Origin of the sequence: Streptomyces yaizuensis (assembly GCF_034961445.1) — a bacterium.
GTDB classification, from domain to species: Bacteria; Actinomycetota; Actinomycetes; order Streptomycetales; family Streptomycetaceae; genus Streptomyces; species Streptomyces yaizuensis.
The window spans coordinates 228,051-244,537 of the sequence record NZ_BSBI01000002.1; the positions used below are offsets into that span (position 1 = coordinate 228,051).

The window sequence follows — 16,487 nt, forward strand, 5'->3', positions numbered from 1 at the left end:
TGGCCGACTGTCGTATCCTCTGCGTGCCGCTTTCGTTTCCCTGCGTGACCAGATGAGCACAAGGAGCCCCGGGCTCGTGGTGCGCGAGGCGCCGCCCTCAAGTCCACGTGTTCCGGCCGGCCTTGTGCTCCCACGCGAGAGGGAGGTCGGAGACGGTGAGCGAAGAGAAGGCACCCGACGGCTTGAGTCCGCTTGAATCCTTCGGATTCGACGTCAGGGGGTTGCGCCGGGAACGGCGGTTGACCCTGAAGGGGTTGGGCCGGGCGACGGGTTACTCCGAGAGCTATGTCAGCAAGGTCGAGACGGGACAGACCCCGGCGAGCATCAAGTTCGCGATCGGGTGCGACCGGGTGTTCGGTACGGGGGGACTGCTGGCCCGGCAGCTCCAGCAGGCGCTGGACGGCGAGCACCCGACGTGGTTCATGCCGTACATCCAGCTGGAGCGGCGGGCGAGCAGGATTCTTGACTACTCGACGCTGTTCCCACAGGGGTTGTTCCAGACGGAGGAGTACGCCCACGCCGTGCTCCGCGCGCGGATGCCACGGGCGACGGCGGCCGAGGTCGCCGCGAAAGTCGCGGCGCGGATGCAGCGCCACGAGATCCTGGAACGGGAGGCCCCCACACCACCGCTGGTGTGGACGGTGCTCCATGAATCCTGTCTGCGGACCGTCGTCGGGGGACGCCAGGTAATGGCCCGCCAGCTGGCTCATCTGACGCAGCTGGCAGAGCTGCCTCACTTCACGCTCCAGCTCTTCGAAGCGGGCAGCGGAGCCCCGGCCACGGGAAACGCCTTCGCCCTGCTGTTCTTCAACAAAGGGCTTCCGGTTCTCCAGATCGAAGGGCCGCACGGTGGCAGGCCACTTGAGGCTCCGAAGGTGGTTTCCGCCGCGACGGATGCCTACGATCGACTGAGGGCAGACGCCTTGGGCCCCGATGCGTCGGTGGCCCGCATCCACGAGATCGCCAAGGAGTACGCGCCATGAGCGGATATCAGAACCGTGGCTGGGTCAAGTCCTCCCACTCTGGCCCCGAGGGTGGGAGCTGCGTGGAGTGGGCCCCCGGGTATGCGGCAGAACACGGCACGGTCCCTGTGCGGGACAGCAAGTTTTCCAGTGGCCCGGTGCTGATGCTCACGCCCGGGGCTTTCGAGGGGCTCGTCACCCTCGCCCGTGGGGAGTGCACGTCATGACGGAGGGGTGGGTCAAGTCGTCCCACTCCGGCCCCGAGGGCGGAGAGTGCCTGGAATGGGCGCCGGGCCGTGTGGCCGCCCAAGGTGTGGTCCCCGTCCGGGACAGCAAGTGCCCCGGCGGCCCGATCCTGCTGCTCGCCCCGGGTGCCTTCGTTGGTCTCGTGGCGCTCGCCCGTGGGGAGGGCGCGTCGTGACCGGCGGCTGGGTCAAGTCGTCGTACAGCGGCCCCGAGGGCGGGGACTGTGTCGAGTGGGCCCCTGGGCACGTGGCGGAGCGCGGCGTGGTCCCCGTCCGGGACAGCAAATGCCCCGGCGGCCCCGTGCTGATGCTCACCCCCGGTGCCTTCGCGGGCCTGGTCGCTCTCGCCCGTACGGCGAAGAACTAGGCACCCGGCGTCGAAAGGTCCCGCCCGGTATCCACCGGGCGGGACCTGCCCGTACACGAGGCCGTACCCGTCCCCGCCCCGGCCGTCCCGCAGGCAGGCTGCGCCGCCGCCCCCGGGCTGCGTAAGGTGCTGCGTAAGGTACTGACCGGAACACAGACGCGCCCTGTGTCCGATTGTGTGCGGGGGCAAAGCGGGGGAGGCGGCGGCAACGCATGGCACGGGACTACGACAGCCAACTGCTGGAGTCGGTGGCGGTACGCCGCCGGCGGCTGCGCGACGCCCTGCTGTTCGGCCCGCAGCGCGTCCGCCGCACCGCCGACGAGCGGCTCGGGAAGCTCTTCGCGGGCATCGCCATCGCCGCCGTCCTCTGCGCGGGCTGCGTCGGCTGGTCCTTCATCCAGCACACCCTGGACAAGCAGAAGGCCGAGAAGCAGAAGCAGGAACAGCGCTTCCAGCAGACCGTGCCGACTCCGAAGTCATGACCCGAGCCATGACCCGAGCCCTGACCCGAGCCCTGAGCCAGAGCCACGACCCGAGCCGGAGGGCCGACGAAACCGCGATGATAGGTTCCCGCACGTGGTAGCCGCAGCACCGACTTCCCGGACGCAACTGAGCAGGGTCACCCTGGTCGGCGAGCACCGCCGGGCCGACATCGTCCTGCCCGCCGACACACCGATCGGCCGGCTGCTCCCGGACATCCTCCAACTTCTGGACGACCGGGCCGCCGCCCGGCCGCTGACCCGTCAGCTGACCACATCCGACGGCTCGGTGCTGCCCCAGGACAGCACCCTCGCCTCCGCCGGGGTCGCCGACGGGGCGGTGCTCCGGCTGGTACGGACCCACTCCGCGCCGCCCGCGCCCGTCGTCCACGACGTCACCGACCTCGTCGCCGACGATCTCGATCTGCGGTCCTGGCGCTGGCGGCCCGCCGCCCGCCGCACCAGCGCCGGGGTCGCCACCGTCGGGTTCGCGGTCGCCGCCGCGCTGCTGGCCCGCCGCGAGTTCGCGCTCGACGCCCTCGCCGGGCTGCTCGGCGTCCTCACCCTGCTGCTGATGGCGGGTGGCGCGGTCGCCGCCCGGGTCGGCGCCGGCAACCGGGGGCTGGCCACCGCGCTGCTGCTGGCCTCCGGCGGCCTCGGGGTGCTGACCGCGTGGACCGCCGCCGACGCCCACGACTGGTCCGGCCCGGTACGGCTCGCCGCCGTCGCGGGCGCGCTGGTGCTGACGCTGCTGCTGCTCGGTCTCTTCTCCCCGCTGGGCCGGGGCGGACTGCTGGGCGCCGGGGCCGTCGCCGCGCTGACCGCCGTATGGGAGGTGGTGGCCGCCGTCCAGGACGATCCCGCGCGGCTCGGCACGGTGCTGGCGCTGTTCTCCGTCGTCCTGCTCGGACTGCTGCCCCGGTTCGCGCTGATGGCCTCCGGGCTCACCGCCCTGGACGACCGCCGCTCCGGCGGCACCTCCGTCAGCAGGCACCAGGTCGCCAACGCGCTCGCCGCGACCCACCGGGGCCTCGCGCTCGCCACCGTCGTCACGGCGGTGTCGGCGGCGGCCGGCGGCTGGCTGCTCACCCGGGCCGAGGACCCCACCGTGTGGACGACGACCCTGCCGGTCGTGGTGACCGTGGTGCTGCTGTCCAGGGCACGGGCCTTCCCCCTGGTCGCGGAGGTGGTCGCGCTGTTCGCGGCCGCGTCCGTGCTCCTCGTACGACTGGTGGTGGTCTGGCTGGACCGCACCGGCGGCGCCGGCCCCCTCGTGGTGCTCGCCGTGGCGGCGCTCCTGCCGCTGGTCGCCCTGGCGGTGGAGCCGCCGGAACATGTACGGGTGCGGCTGGGGCGGATGGCCGACCTGGTCGAGTCCATCGGCATGGTCTGCCTGTTCCCGCTCGCGGTGGGCGTGTTCGGGGTGTACGGGCAGCTGCTCGACAAATTCTGAGCGACGACGTGACTGACATGACAACGACAATGTGACGGGCATGACGGGCATGAGGGCATGACGGCAGGGGACAGGGGAAGGGCGGACATGCCACACGGCGAGAACTGGCAGGGCGATGTGCTGCGGCAGCTCAGGAACGAGCCGCCGCCCCCGCCTCCGCCCGCGCCCGCCGACGGCCCGCAGGGCCCGGACCGGCCCGCGCCCCCGGCCGTTCCCCCGCAGACGGCCCCGGCAGCCCCGGCGCCCCCGCCGGCTCCGGCGGCACAGGGCTACGGCTACGGCTCCGGCGGCTCGCGCGGCGTACCCGACTCCCTCCCCGTGGTCGACGGCGGCCTCGCCGGAGTCGGCCGCAAACCCCGCCACGGCGAGAGCGCCGCCGCCCGTGCCGGCCGGGCCGTGCGCCGTACCGTCTCCTCGTCCGCAGCCCGCGAGGTCGCCGACTCCACCCGCGTCGCCGAAACGCTTCAGCAGCCCGTCACCACCGGCCGCCAGATAGCCGTCACCTCCATCAGGGGCGGCGCCGGCAAGAGCACGATCGCCGCCCTCCTCGGACTCTCCTACGCCCACTACCGCCAGGACCCCGTCCTCTTCGTGGAGGCCGACCCCGCCCTCGGCTCCCTCCCGCTGCGGCTCGGCGCCGAGACCCTCCGCTGGACCACCGGCGACCTCGCCGGCATCGTGGAACCCCAGATGTCCCTGCTCGACATCACCGGCTACCTGGTCCAGCTCCCCGACAACGCCTGGCTGCTCCCCGGCAGCCAGGGCCGGATCGGCGCCATGCTCGACCTGCGCGCCTACGAGCGGGTCATGGTGGCGCTCCGCCGCTACTTCGGCGTCACCGTCGTGGACTGCGAGACCCTGCCCGCCGAGGTCGCCCGCGTCGCCCTGACCGCCTCCCAGGCCCGCGTACTGGCCGCCCCCGCCACCCTGGAGGGCGTCGCCAGCACCCACGCCGTGCTCCAGTGGATGCAGGGCCTGCCCCCGCACGTCATCGCCGGTACGGTCGTCACCCTCACCGAACTCTCCCCGCACGGCGGGCTCGACCTGGACGAGGCCGCGAAGCTGCTGCGCGCCACCGGCGCCGGGGTGCGGCTCCTCCCCTACGACCGGCATCTCGCGGCCGGCGGCACCATCCGCACCGAACTGCTGGCCCGGCCCACCCGCCAGGCCGTCACCGAGCTGGCCGCGGACGTCCTCAGGCTCTCGCTGAACCGCCACTGAGCCGCCACTGAACCGCCCCTGACCCGCGAAGCACCGCCCAGCACCGACCTGGACCGCACCGCCCAGGACCGCGCGGCCCCGCGCCGAGGGGCCGGACCCGACGACCGGACACCACGATGAGCACCCGACTGATACACCGCCCGGCCCGGACCAGCCGGCCCCTGGCCGCGTCGACCGACCGCGTCATCGAGGCCCCGCCCAACCTGCCCGAGGGCAAGCCCGGCGGCATCGCCATGTCGCTGCTGCCCGTGGCCGGGGTGATGTCCTCGGTCGTGATGATGACCGTCGTCCGCAACAGCCAGTTCGCCGCGCTCGGCGCGCTGATCCTGCTCGTCACCGTCATCGGCTCGCTCGCCCTGGTCTTCTCCCAGCGCGGCAAGGCCCAGCGCACCCGCCGCACCCAGCGCGAGGCCTACCTCGCCTATCTGGAGGAGCTGCGGGAGGAGCTGTCCGCCGAGGAACGCGACCGGCGCGAGCGGGCCGGAGTGCTCAACCCGCCCCCATACGCCCTCTACGACATCGTCCGCGACCCGGCCCGGCTGTGGGAGCGGCGCCGCACCAACGACGACTTCCTGCGGGTCCGCGTCGGCACCGGCGAGATGCCCGTACGGGATCTGCGGATCGCCGACCCGGGCTCCACGGTGCTCACCCCGCCCGACCGCTTCATGCTGAACGAGGCGTCCGCGCTGATGGACCGGTTCCGCACCGGCACCGAACTGCCGCTCACCGTCCCCCTGGACAGGGTCGGCAACATCAGCGTCGTCGGCCCCCGCGAGGACTGCCTGCGGGTCGCCCGCGCCCTGCTGGTGCAGACCGCCGCCACCCACGCCCCCGACGACGTCGCCGTCGCCCTCGCCGCGCCCGGTGACCGGATGCCGGACTGGGAGTGGGCCAAGTGGCTGCCGCACCTCCTGGACCAGGAACAGTTCGACGGACCGGTCGCCGCCCGCCGGATCGCGCCCTCGCTGCCGCAGCTCGCCCGCGCGCTGGCGCCCGAGCTGCGCCGCAGGGCCTCGTACGCCGCGGAGGTACGGCGCGGACTCTCCGGCCGGGGCGCCCTCGGGCTGACCGCCCGGCTGCTGGTGGTCGCCGACGGCCACGGCGAGGACGCCGCCGAACTCCCCCTCCCGGACGAGGCCGTCGGGCTGCGGGAGATGGGCGTCACCGTCCTCCACCTGCTGGAGCGCCGCATACAGGAACCCGGGAAGGTCGGCGTCCGGATCACCGTCGACGGCGACCGGGTGGACATCGAAGACCTGCGGGAGGAGGAGCCGGTCGGCGCCCACGGCACCGTGGACGAGGCCGGGACCGCCTTCGCGGAGGGCCTGGCCCGGATGCTCGCCCCGCTGCGGCTGTCCGCCGAGTCCCTGGCCGACGCCCCGCTCTCCGGGCCCGTCGACTTCGCCGAACTCCTCGGCATCGGCGGCGACGGGGATGTCGCCCGGCTCGACCTCGACCGGCTCTGGGCGCCCCGCGCCGAACGCGCCTTCCTGCGCGTACCGATCGGCGTCAACGACCGCCACGAGCCGGTCCTGCTCGATCTGAAGGAGTCCTCCGAGCTGGGCATGGGCCCCCACGGCCTCTGTGTCGGCGCCACCGGCTCCGGCAAGTCGGAGCTGCTGCGCACCCTGGTCCTCGCGCTCGTCGCCACCCATCCGCCGGAGGATCTGGCCCTGGTCCTGGTCGACTACAAGGGCGGCGCCACCTTCGCCCCCTTCGCGGCCCTGCCCCACGTCGCCGGAGTGATCACCAACCTGGAGAACCAGGCGGGCCTGGTGGAACGCGTCCACGCCTCCCTCGCCGGCGAGGTCAAACGCCGCCAGCAGGTCCTCAAGGACGCCGGGAACGTCGCCGACATCGGCGACTACGCCGCCCTGCGGGCCGAGCGCCGCCCCGACCTGGAACCGCTGCCGCACCTCTTCGTCATCATCGACGAGTTCGGCGAACTCCTCACCGCCAAGCCCGACTTCATCGACCTCTTCCTCTCCATCGGCCGGATCGGCCGCTCCATCGGCGTCCACCTCCTGCTCTCCAGCCAGCGCATCGAAGGCGGCCGGCTCAAGGGCCTGGACACCTATCTCTCCTACCGGCTGGGGCTGCGGACGTTCTCCGCCGACGAATCCCGGACCGTCCTGGACACCCCCGACGCCTTCCAGCTGCCGCCGCTGCCCGGCTTCGGCTATCTCAAGGTCGACACCAGCCACTACGAACGCTTCAAGGCGGGCTACGTCTCCGGCGCCTACCGGGGCCCGGCCCGCCACGACGGCGACGACGGGGACGAGGGGCCGCTCGCCCTGGAGTACCCGGCGTTCAACACCCTCGGCGCCCCGGAGCAGGGCCCGGCCGAACCCGCCGCCCGCCGCCGCGAGACCGGCCCCACCGAACTGGGCGTCATGGTCGCCCAGCTGGAGCGGGCCCCCGTCGACCCGGTCCGGCAGATCTGGCTGCCGCCGCTGCCCGCCGCCGTCACCCTCGACACCGTCGCCGGCCCCCTGGAAGTGGGGGCGCGCGGCACCCAGCTGGCCGGCCGGCGCGGACCGCTCCAGGTGCCGCTGGGGCTGCTGGACGACCCCACCCGGCAGTGGCAGGGCCAGTGGTACCTGGACCTCACCCTCGCGGGCGGGCACGCCGCCGTCATCGGCGGGCCGCAGTCCGGGAAGACCGCCCTCCTGCGGACCCTCGTCCTCTCCCTCGCGCTCACCCACACCCCGCAGGAGGTCGGGATCTACGGGCTCGACCTGGCGGGCGGCGGCCTCCAGGCCCTCGCCGGACTGCCCCATGTCGGCGGGGTCGCGGGCCGCGCCGACCGGGAGCGGGCCGCCCGGACCGTGGAGGAGGTCCGCACCATGCTCACCCGGCGCGAGGAGCTGTTCCGCGAGCACGGCATCGACTCCGTCGACCAGCTGCGCGCCCGGCACGCCGCCGGCCGGCTGCCCGAGCTGGCGTCCGCCGAGATCGTGCTCGTGATCGACGGCTTCGGCGCGCTCCGCGACGACTTCGAGGACCTGGACGACGCCGTCGTGGACATCCTGCGGCGCGGCAGCGGCTACGGCATCCACGTGGTGGCGGCGGCGTTCCGCTGGAACGACATCCGCATCGCCACCCAGTCCAGCTTCGGCACCCGCGTCGAGCTGCGGCTCAACGACCCCTCCGAGTCCAGCGTCGAACGCCGGCTCGCCGAGACCCTGGCCGTGAACGAGCCGGGCCGGGTGCTCACCGACGGCAAGCTCTTCGCCCAGGCCGCCCTGCCCCGTACGGACGGGGTCGCGGGGACGGACGACCTGGGCGCGGTCCTGGAGCACACCGCCCGGACCGTCCGCGCCACCTGGGGCGGCGACGTGGCCCAGCCGGTACGGGTGCTGCCGCAGCTGCTGGAGCCGGAGCTGCTGCCCGGCCCGTCCGCCGAACCGCACCGGGTCCCCATCGGCCTGGACCAGTCGGCCCTGGAGCCGGTGCTGCTCGACCTGTTCGAGCACGATCAGCATCTGCTGATCCTGGGCGACAGCGAGTGCGGCAAGACCAGTCTGCTGCGGACGATCGCGAACGGCCTGATCGAGCGGTACGGGGAGGACGAGCTGGTCCTCGCCGTCATGGACCCCCGGCGCGGGCTGCGCGGCGCGGTCCCGGAGGAGTTCCTCGGCGGCTACGCGTACAACAGCAAACTGGCCGCCGGACTGTCCACCGGGATCGCCACCGAACTGGAACGCAGACTGCCCGACGACAGCGCCGCGCTGGAATCGCTGGAGCCGGGCAGCTGGGGCGGCGGGCCGCGGATCGTGGTCCTCGTGGACGACTACGACGTCCTCACCACGGCCGGACAGACCCCGCTCGCCCCCTTCCTGCCCTACCTCCCGTCCGCCGTCGACATCGGGCTGCACTTCGTGGTGACCCGGCGGGTCGCGGGCGCCTCCCGGGGGATGTACGAGCCGCTGGTGCAGGGCCTGCGGGAGTCGGGGGCGTCGGCGCTGGTGATGGCGGGGGACCGGAGCGAGGGGCAGCTGCTGCCGGGGGTGTACGCGGCGCAGCAGCCGCCGGGCCGGGGTGTGCTGGTGCGGCGGGGACGGCCGAGCCGGCTGATCCAGACGGTGCACACCCCGGTGGGCTGAGGGCCCGCCGGCCACCCTCGTTCAGAAGTTCAGAAGTGCGGAATCCCAGGAAGGACCGGTCCCCGTGACCAAGGACGTCATCGCTCTCACCCCCCGGATGCCGGATCCGGTGGTCGTGGTCGCCGGTCTGCTCGCCGGTGGCCCGGACCTGCTCCTCGGTCCCCAGGGCGAGGGCGCGGTGATCCAGCTCTGCGACGAGCAGGGCCGGCCCCTGGTGTCGGTGGAGGCCCCGCTGCTGATCCAGGTGGAGGGCGAGGCGGAACGGCTGCTGGGAACCGAGCCGCCCCGGGTGCCGTACTGGTGGACGGAGGCCCGCGCCACGACCGGGGTCCCCGAGGCCGAGCGGCTGGCGGGCACCTTCGCGGCCCGGGTCGCCGAGCTGGCCGGGGGAGTGGGCTGGCCGCGTGAGGCCACCCGCTCCCTCGCCGTGGTGGCGAGCGACGGGATCAGCGCCGCGCCCGTGCCGGCCTCCTCGGCTCCGGCGGTGGACGTGCTGACCGACAAGGTCGCCGTCGTCGTCCAGGACCGTCCGGTGGTCGCGATGACGGCCTGGCTCGCGGACGCCTACCGGGCCGCCGCCGGAGCCGGGCTCGGACTCCAGATCGTCACCCCGGCGGGGACCACGCTCTCCCCGGCGGTCCGCGAATCCCTGTCGTCGTGGCCGAACCGCTGGGTCGTCCAGGACGAGCGGGACGGCTACTACGACGGGCTGAGCGGGGCCGTGCTCCGCTGGCAGGAGGGCATGTTCGCGCCGGTCGCGGCGGCGGACGCGGCCCCGGTGGACCCGAGGATCAGTCAGGAACCGGGCGGTCCGGTGGCGGCGGCCTTCCATCCGGAGCCGGGGGACAGCGGAGAGCGCCAGCTCGCGCTGACCTTCCGGTGCGTCCACCCCGCCGATGAGCGGCTGGTGCTGGGCGGGGCGCTGGAGACGGTGTGGCAGGAGCTGACGGGCACCGCCCCGGGCGGCTGGGGCACCGCCGAACCCGCCAATCTGCCCTGGTCGCCCCGGCGGCTGACGGACCTGGCCCGGTCCCGGGCGCCGGAGCCGACCTGGTTCGTGGTGGTGGGCACCCCGCGGCGGCCGGGACTCGCCACCATCCGCGTCCTGCGCACCAAGGCCGGAGTCGAGGAGGAGACCACCCTCGCGTTCGGCTACGGCCCGGACGAGGAACCGCCGCTGGACCGGCTCTCCGGGGTGGCCGGGGCGCTGGCCGTACGGCACCGGCTCCAGTCGATGCTGGTGCAGCTGCGCCGGGCCCGGCGCGATCTCGCCGTACCGCCGTGCTTCGAAGGGCCGGGCGTGCCGGTGGCGTTCGTCCTCGGCGCGGAGGAGGTCCGGAACATCCCGGGCGATCGGGCGCGGCGCACTCCGCAGGCCACGGCCCCCGAGGAGCTGGGGCCGAAGACCCGTCCCGCGCTGTACTACCGCTTTCCCGGGGACCCGTCGGATCTGTCGGGGTGGGCCGACTTCGAGCGGCTGATGCGGCATCTGAAGCAGACGTGAGAAGCGGGGGAGGAGCACAGGAGGAGGGGGTGTGAGGATTTGTCATATCCTCGCCTCAGATGCTCGGTAATGAATTGCCCGAGTCAACCGTGGCTTGATAGGCATGACCGTACGCCACGCGAGCACGCGCGTTCGCGTGTTCGCGTCGAGGCCCTGCGGGGGGAGTCCGATGAAGTTCGACATGGGCGCACAGACGCTGTCGTCCCTGATCTCGAAGTCACAGTCGTCGAGCGGTGACCTCGGTGCCCTGATCCAGCAGCTGATCCAGGCCGCCCAGCCGCTGGAGGGCAAGTTCAACGGCGCCGGGAAGGCCGCGTTCGACTCCTTCAAGTCCCGTTCCGACGAGATCACCGCCGCGCTGAACGGCGCGCTGTCGGCGATCCTCGGCGGCCAGTCCGGGATGGAGCAGTCCTTCAGCACGGGTGTGATGGAGCAGAGCGACAACGCCCAGACGCAGATGTCGGCGGCGAACTTCGACGCGGCCCGGTTCTCCGGCCGCTGATGCAGGGGTGATGTGTGATGGCAGCGAACGCTGACCGCCGGTCGTACGACACGGGCGCGTCCTCCGAGGCGCAGGGGAACATCCAGGCGGTGATCGGCCGCCTGGAGCAGGTGATCGCCGAACGCGACGCGCAGGTCAAGGCCGCGATGAGCGACTTCACCGCGGACGGTGTGGCGGACGAGTACCACGCCAAGGAGATGCGCTGGAACAGCGCCTCCCAGGAGGTCCGCAACATCATCCAGCTGCTGAAGACCACGCTGGAGAAGAACGACGTGACCGCGCAGCAGACCCTCTCCCGGGCCAAGGCCGCGGTCGACGGCATCGGCTGAGACGGGCCCCGCGCGGGGCCGCTGGACATCACGGGGCGATACGGGGGGCGTTGATGACGAGCTGGGACATCCGGCCGCAGGGAGTGCAGGGGCAGCTGAAGGTCGTCGGCGGCCACGCCGGCGAGCTGCAGAAGGCCCTCCAGGGCCTGGTGACGACGTTGACCGGAGCGGGCAGCGCGGCGGGCACGGCGGTCCCCGGCTCGGCCGCGGGCCCCCGGCTCCACGGCCCGGTCGCCCCCGGCAACGCGCCGCTGCGGGGCGGCACCACCATGGGCCCCGTCGCCGGCGCGCTCGGCCAGTACCTGGAGAACCGCCAGAAGGACTTCAACGCCATGGCGGAGCGCATCGAGGCCTGTGTCCTGGGCGCGGTGAAGGCCACCACCGAATACGTCGAAGGCGACCTCGAAGCCGCCCGGCAGGCCCAGGACGCCGCCCGCGCGATCGACCTGGCCGCGCTGCGCCGCGAGATGCCGGGGGGTGGCGGCCGATGAGCAACGCTCCCGTCAACCCGGCGGAGATACCCGTCTTCACCGGTGATCTCGCGGCCCTGGACGGCCATGTCAGGAAGCTGTCGGGCGACGGCGCGAAGGTGGTGACGGCTGCGGGCGACGTGCACACGTCGTTCGGCGGCCTGTCCGCCTTCTACCGGGCACCCGAGGCGGAGCAGCTGTTCGCGACGACCCGGCCGGTCACCGAGACCGCCTCCGCCATCAGCTCCGACACCTGTGTGATCGCGGGCGCGCTCGGGACGTACGCGAACGAGGTACGCCCGCTGATCGCCAAGTTCGAGTCCCTGCGCGCGGACGCCGCCGCCTTCCGCGAGAAGGTCAGCGACGACGACAAGTGGCGCGAGGACGGCGACCTGATCGAGGAGAACCTCGACCGCCGCAACGAGGTCGCCGAGGTCTGGGCGCAGTTCCAGGAGGCCGAGCGGAACTGCCACAACTCGATCGTGGCACTGTTCTGCGGCAGCCGTCTCACCGTCCAGGACGGCTCCGGCGGCGCCAACCAGTACGGCTACGACGCCGAGGCGCTGAAGTCCGCGAAGTCCCTGCCGTGGGGGGACGCGGTGGAGGAGTCGGTCCCCGCGTGGCAGGTGTGGGAGCACGCCTACGACTTCGGCAAGGGCGTGATCGTCGACGGCGTCTGGGGCACCATCAAGGGCCTGGGCACCCTGGTCGGCTTCTCGGGCTGGGACGCGGCGGGCCAGGCGTGGACGGGCCTGGGGAAGCTGGCCACCGGTGTGGTGATCACGGCGATACCGGTCGCCGGGGCGGCCTTTTGGATGGCCGACGAGAAGAAGATGCCGGCCTGGCTGCGGGACTCGCGCACCGCGATGAAGGAGACCGGCAAGGCGCTGGTGGCCTGGGACCAGTGGGGTTCCAACCCCTCCCGGGCGGCGGGCGCGGTCACCTTCAACGTGGTGACGACGGTCTTCACCGGCGGCGCGGGCGGGGCCGCCGCCGGCGCGGGCAAGGCGGGCGCGGTGGGCAAGGTCCTTTCGGTGGTCGGGAAGACGGGCCGGGCGATCGACCCGACGACCTACATCTTCAAGGGCGCGGGCGCGGGCCTGTCGAAGGCCGGCGATGTGCTGACGGGCCTGAAGGGCCTGGGCAACCTGAAGATCCCCACCATCCCGGACGGCGCCTTCAGCGTCCCCGCCGGCACGGTGAGACTCCCCGACGGCACCTTCCGTTTCCCGGACAGCGCGGACCTCCCCCCGGGCGCGACCCGCACCCCGGAAGGCACGGTCCGCTTCCCGTCGGACACGGTGGTCCTCCCCCCGGGCACGGCGAAGCTCCCCTTCGAGGACGGCCCGGCGCGCTACATGGACGAGTCGGGCAACCTCTACAGGGAGGACGGCACCCTCTTCCAGCGCGGCGACGAGGCGACGAAGGAGAACCCCCCGTCCACCGCGGATCGTCCCCGGGTGGAGACCCCGTCCCCGACCCGCGAACCGGCGCTGGCGGGCGCCCCGGCCCGCACACCGGACGAGCCGGTGCGGGTGGGGTCGGACCTCACGGACCCGAGGGTGCCGGCGCTGCCGAACACGGTCGGCGACGTGGTGGAGGGGGCGCCGGGCGGGGGCGCGAACCATCTGCCGGGCGGCGGCGCGGGCAACAACCTGCCGACGGGCTCGGTATCGGACAACCTGCCGGGCGGCGCGGCGAACACTCCGCCCATGGCGTCCGTCGGCGACAACGTGCCGGGGGGCGCCGCGAACAATGTGCCCTCGAACTCGCTCGACAACACGACCCCGGGCGGCGGAGGCGGCTCGACCCCGGAGCCCTCAGGGGGCCGTGGCACGACGGACAACACACCAGGTGGCGGTGCGCCCGGAGACGGAGGCCCAGGGGGTGGCGGTCCCCACCGCGGCGATCACACTCCTGCGAGCGGCTCGTCAGGTACTTCCGCGGGCGACCATGTCCCTCCACAGACAGTTCCAGACCATGCCGGAGGAGAGCGTGGTTCCCAGGTTTGGGACCGGCCGCAGGAATCGCCCGAGCCGTTCCAGCGTGGAGGAGCTGAAGAACAGGCCCTCAGAGACCAGGTCCGGGGCACCAAGGTCAAGCCCGGCGATGTCGAAGCGATCATCCGAACCCTGTCTGATCACCCTGCGGGACGGGAAATCGCGGAAGCGATCATCTCTGGGCGCTTCCGGGAATCCGATGGATTCTCGACAGTGGTCTCGAACCTCTCCCGCCCGACCGACGTTTCTGGATCTCTGGAACAGATACGTCTGGCGAATCGTCTGCACGATCAGGGGATTACAGATATCTCGTTCGAGGTGAAGCAGGCTGGGAATGAGATCAAGCCGGGTGTCTTCACTGCTGCCAAGACGGATCTCGATGTCATGGCGCGAACGGCCGACGGAGAGGTCCACGGTTGGCAGTTCAAGGACATGACTGGCCCGGATTCGACGACTTCGGCTAACACGGTCGTGAGTAAGATCTTCAAGAGCATCAAGCAGCTTACAGACTCGTCTGCAGATGTTCAGACCTTTGTCGTGGACACCAAGGTTTCGCGGATCGAGATGCTTGAGCATCTGGGTAGACTCCAGAAGGGGTATGAAGGCATGGAAGTCCAGTTCGTGATCCGAACGCCGGATGGGATCGTCTTTGTGCCTGTGGGGGGCCGCTTCACGCCGGAGGGAACAGAGTGATTGCCAGTACGCCGGTCGGTCGCTGGACCTGGGGCGACGTCGATGAATCGGCTGACGATCTCCGACGCTGTCTGCGGGCTCTGAAGGCCTCGCATGAGGTCTTGGTGCGATATCAGTTGTCCGTCGGGATGCCGACGATGCGCCTTTCGGTCACGGAGGCCGGGAGCCCGAAAAGCATTCTCTATCGTGGAGAATTTCCCCTGGATGCAGGCGTGGACGAGATTGCTGGGGTGGCTGCCCTGGATGGCCGTCCCGGCGAGGTCGGATCCGTCAGTGCCCAGGTGGACTGCGCAGGTGTGGTCGCCGGATATGGCGAGGATGTCCCTGAGCGAGAACTCTTCTCGCTCGATGCTTCGGCCTTTGCCGATTTCACCAGTGTGGATCTGGCGACTTTCTCCGATGTGTGGATGGCGCACGACCTGAGAGGGAACCCGCAGCCTGATGTGTATGCCGCGAACGCGCCGCGGCTGGCGGGCGCTCTTCGGGGGATCGCGGTTGCGTTGGGCTGGGAGACGGACCCGGAAGACCCCACCTACTTCGCTGTTCCGACCGAGAGCGGTCTGGAGAACCATGTCGACCCCGACGGATCCGTTTCCGACACCTGGTACCGGGGTGAACTCATCCGCCGATGGGAGGAATTCCGCCATGCGCCCGGGTTCGGGCGCATTGGGTACCGGCGATCCGTCGAAGGAGAGGTCCAGTACGTCGCCGTGCGGCGTGAAGAGGGTGTCCTCGGCCATCTGTGGGCCAGCGACCAGGCGGGTGCGGCCAGCTTTGAGCCTCTCGACGTCGACGACGAAGAGACGTATCGCGCAGCCCAGGGGTGGCTTGAGCGCCTCATGGACGCGCACGGTCGCGGCCTGACGCCTTCGGAGGCTCTCCGTGAGCTGACCGGGCTCTCGGCCGCGGACCCTGTTGCGACGATCGATCTGGCCACGCTGCGCGAGAGGTCTTCCTGGGAGTGAGCCGAGCCCCGTCCCCGTACTCATCGGGGGCCGGCAAGCGTGATCCGCCCGTCCGCGCGCCCGGATGTCACCACCTCGTAACCATCCCGGATCGTTACCCCCTCCCGTACAACCATCCCCCTCCCCATTAGTCAACCGTGCGGGCGCGCCACCCAGGCGTGCCCGTACCGCTATCAGGGGACGGGGACCCACCCATGACTCACCGCACTCACCGCACTCACCGCACGCACCACCGAATAGCCGCCCGCCACACCACCCTCGCGGCCGCCGCCGTCGCCACCGCCCTGCTCGCGCCCGTCGCCGTCACGGCCACCGCCGCGCCCGCCGTCGCCGCACCCGCGCCCGCCGTCAGTTGCACCTCCACGACGCCCGGCCTCGCCGCGAAACTCAAGAAGGACATCACCGCCGCGCTCAAGAACCGCAAGGGCACCATCGCGCTCCAGGTCGACGACAAGGCCACCGGGACCGTCTGCGCCCTGCGGGCGAGCACGAAGTTCGACTCGGCCAGCGTCGTCAAGGCCACCGTGCTCGGTGTGCTGCTCCAGGACGCGCAGAAGCAGAAGCGCGCGCTCACCTCGCGCGAGAAGACCCTCGCCAAGGCCATGATCACCAAGTCGGACAACGCCTCCACCTCCACCCTGTGGAAGCAGCTCGGCATGACCAAGATCAAGCGCTTCCTCAAGGACGCCGGGATGACCCAGACCGTCCCCGGCGCCGACAACTACTGGGGGCTCACCCAGATCACCGTCCGTGACCAGCAGCTGCTGCTGGAGCGGCTCACCGTCAAGAACGCCGTGCTCACCGACGCCTCCCGGAGCTACGCCCTCCAGCTGATGAAGGAAGTCGTCCGCGACCAGCGCTGGGGCACCCCGGCCGGTGCGCCCTCCACCGTGAGCACGCATGTCAAGAACGGGTGGCTGTCGCGGAAGACGCACGGCTGGCGGGTCCACAGCACCGCCGCGTTCACCCGCAAGGGCGAGGACTACGGGATCACCGTGCTCACTCACGGCAACGCCACCATGCAGGACGGCGTGAACTCCATCCAGGCCGTCTCCCGCGCCATCCACCAGGGCCTCAACCCGAAGGCCCCCGCGCGCACCGCCTACGTGCCGCCCGCCGTGCCGCGCGAGGCCGTGCCCGCCACGCCCGAGCGGCCCGCGCGGGACGCCGTACCCGCGCAGGGCTGACGCA

General features: G+C 72.0%; 15 protein-coding genes. All 15 read left to right on the plus strand.

What is annotated here, in order from left to right:
* Positions 1–155: 155 nt before the first annotated feature.
* The gene (locus SYYSPA8_RS04910; RefSeq protein ID WP_323445699.1) at positions 156–983 is read left to right on the plus strand and encodes a helix-turn-helix domain-containing protein; all 828 of its coding nucleotides are present in this window, start codon (positions 156–158) and stop codon (positions 981–983) included.
* Entirely contained in the window at positions 980–1,189 is a 210-nt protein-coding gene (locus SYYSPA8_RS04915) for a DUF397 domain-containing protein (protein WP_323445700.1), read from the plus strand. The genes SYYSPA8_RS04910 and SYYSPA8_RS04915 overlap by 4 nt, the downstream gene beginning before the upstream one ends.
* Entirely contained in the window at positions 1,186–1,383 is a 198-nt protein-coding gene (locus tag SYYSPA8_RS04920; RefSeq protein ID WP_323445701.1) for a DUF397 domain-containing protein, read from the plus strand. Before SYYSPA8_RS04915 ends, SYYSPA8_RS04920 begins: the two co-directional genes overlap by 4 nt.
* The gene (locus SYYSPA8_RS04925) at positions 1,380–1,574 is read left to right on the plus strand and encodes a DUF397 domain-containing protein (protein WP_323445702.1); all 195 of its coding nucleotides are present in this window, start codon (positions 1,380–1,382) and stop codon (positions 1,572–1,574) included. The genes SYYSPA8_RS04920 and SYYSPA8_RS04925 overlap by 4 nt, the downstream gene beginning before the upstream one ends.
* Before the next feature lie 212 nt (positions 1,575–1,786).
* A complete protein-coding gene (locus tag SYYSPA8_RS04930) occupies positions 1,787–2,056 on the plus strand; it encodes a hypothetical protein (protein WP_323445703.1) in 270 nt (89 codons plus the stop codon).
* A 94-nt stretch (positions 2,057–2,150) separates the two neighbouring features.
* The gene (gene eccD / locus SYYSPA8_RS04935; protein WP_323445704.1) at positions 2,151–3,506 is read left to right on the plus strand and encodes a type VII secretion integral membrane protein EccD; all 1,356 of its coding nucleotides are present in this window, start codon (positions 2,151–2,153) and stop codon (positions 3,504–3,506) included.
* Positions 3,507–3,593: 87 nt separating this feature from the next.
* Positions 3,594–4,727 (plus strand): MinD/ParA family ATP-binding protein, encoded by a 1,134-nt coding sequence (locus tag SYYSPA8_RS04940; RefSeq protein ID WP_323445705.1) that lies wholly within the window; start codon positions 3,594–3,596, stop codon positions 4,725–4,727.
* 116 nt (positions 4,728–4,843) lie between these two features.
* Positions 4,844–8,833 (plus strand): type VII secretion protein EccCa, encoded by a 3,990-nt coding sequence (eccCa, locus tag SYYSPA8_RS04945; protein WP_323445706.1) that lies wholly within the window; start codon positions 4,844–4,846, stop codon positions 8,831–8,833.
* Between the two features lie 64 nt (positions 8,834–8,897).
* Complete coding sequence (locus tag SYYSPA8_RS04950; protein WP_323445707.1) at positions 8,898–10,337, plus strand: DUF6177 family protein; 1,440 nt, start codon at positions 8,898–8,900, stop codon at positions 10,335–10,337.
* Positions 10,338–10,506: 169 nt separating this feature from the next.
* Positions 10,507–10,839 (plus strand): hypothetical protein, encoded by a 333-nt coding sequence (locus SYYSPA8_RS04955; protein WP_323445708.1) that lies wholly within the window; start codon positions 10,507–10,509, stop codon positions 10,837–10,839.
* 17 nt (positions 10,840–10,856) lie between these two features.
* A complete protein-coding gene (locus SYYSPA8_RS04960) occupies positions 10,857–11,168 on the plus strand; it encodes a pore-forming ESAT-6 family protein (protein WP_323445709.1) in 312 nt (103 codons plus the stop codon).
* Between the two features lie 53 nt (positions 11,169–11,221).
* Entirely contained in the window at positions 11,222–11,659 is a 438-nt protein-coding gene (locus SYYSPA8_RS04965) for a DUF6507 family protein (RefSeq protein ID WP_323445710.1), read from the plus strand.
* The gene (locus tag SYYSPA8_RS04970) at positions 11,656–14,331 is read left to right on the plus strand and encodes a hypothetical protein (RefSeq protein WP_323445711.1); all 2,676 of its coding nucleotides are present in this window, start codon (positions 11,656–11,658) and stop codon (positions 14,329–14,331) included. Before SYYSPA8_RS04965 ends, SYYSPA8_RS04970 begins: the two co-directional genes overlap by 4 nt.
* Positions 14,328–15,296, plus strand: coding sequence for a hypothetical protein (locus SYYSPA8_RS04975; protein ID WP_323445712.1), 969 nt, complete (start codon positions 14,328–14,330; stop codon positions 15,294–15,296). The genes SYYSPA8_RS04970 and SYYSPA8_RS04975 overlap by 4 nt, the downstream gene beginning before the upstream one ends.
* 194 nt (positions 15,297–15,490) lie before the next feature.
* On the plus strand, positions 15,491–16,483 hold the full coding sequence (locus SYYSPA8_RS04980) for a serine hydrolase (protein ID WP_323445713.1): 993 nt from the start codon (positions 15,491–15,493) through the stop codon (positions 16,481–16,483).
* Positions 16,484–16,487 lie beyond the last annotated feature (4 nt).

Excerpts from the sequence above, each read along its gene's own strand:
- SYYSPA8_RS04915 (WP_323445700.1), top strand. The coding sequence starts at position 980 with ATGAGCGGATATCAGAACCGTGGCTGGGTCAAGTCCTCCCACTCTGGC.
- SYYSPA8_RS04920 (WP_323445701.1), top strand. The coding sequence starts at position 1,186 with ATGACGGAGGGGTGGGTCAAGTCGTCCCACTCCGGCCCCGAGGGCGGA.
- SYYSPA8_RS04930 (WP_323445703.1), top strand. The coding sequence starts at position 1,787 with ATGGCACGGGACTACGACAGCCAACTGCTGGAGTCGGTGGCGGTACGC.
- SYYSPA8_RS04940 (WP_323445705.1), top strand. The coding sequence starts at position 3,594 with ATGCCACACGGCGAGAACTGGCAGGGCGATGTGCTGCGGCAGCTCAGG.
- eccCa (WP_323445706.1), top strand. The coding sequence starts at position 4,844 with ATGAGCACCCGACTGATACACCGCCCGGCCCGGACCAGCCGGCCCCTG.
- SYYSPA8_RS04955 (WP_323445708.1), top strand. The coding sequence starts at position 10,507 with ATGAAGTTCGACATGGGCGCACAGACGCTGTCGTCCCTGATCTCGAAG.
- SYYSPA8_RS04960 (WP_323445709.1), top strand. The coding sequence starts at position 10,857 with ATGGCAGCGAACGCTGACCGCCGGTCGTACGACACGGGCGCGTCCTCC.
- SYYSPA8_RS04965 (WP_323445710.1), top strand. The coding sequence starts at position 11,222 with ATGACGAGCTGGGACATCCGGCCGCAGGGAGTGCAGGGGCAGCTGAAG.
- SYYSPA8_RS04970 (WP_323445711.1), top strand. The coding sequence starts at position 11,656 with ATGAGCAACGCTCCCGTCAACCCGGCGGAGATACCCGTCTTCACCGGT.
- SYYSPA8_RS04980 (WP_323445713.1), top strand. The coding sequence starts at position 15,491 with ATGACTCACCGCACTCACCGCACTCACCGCACGCACCACCGAATAGCC.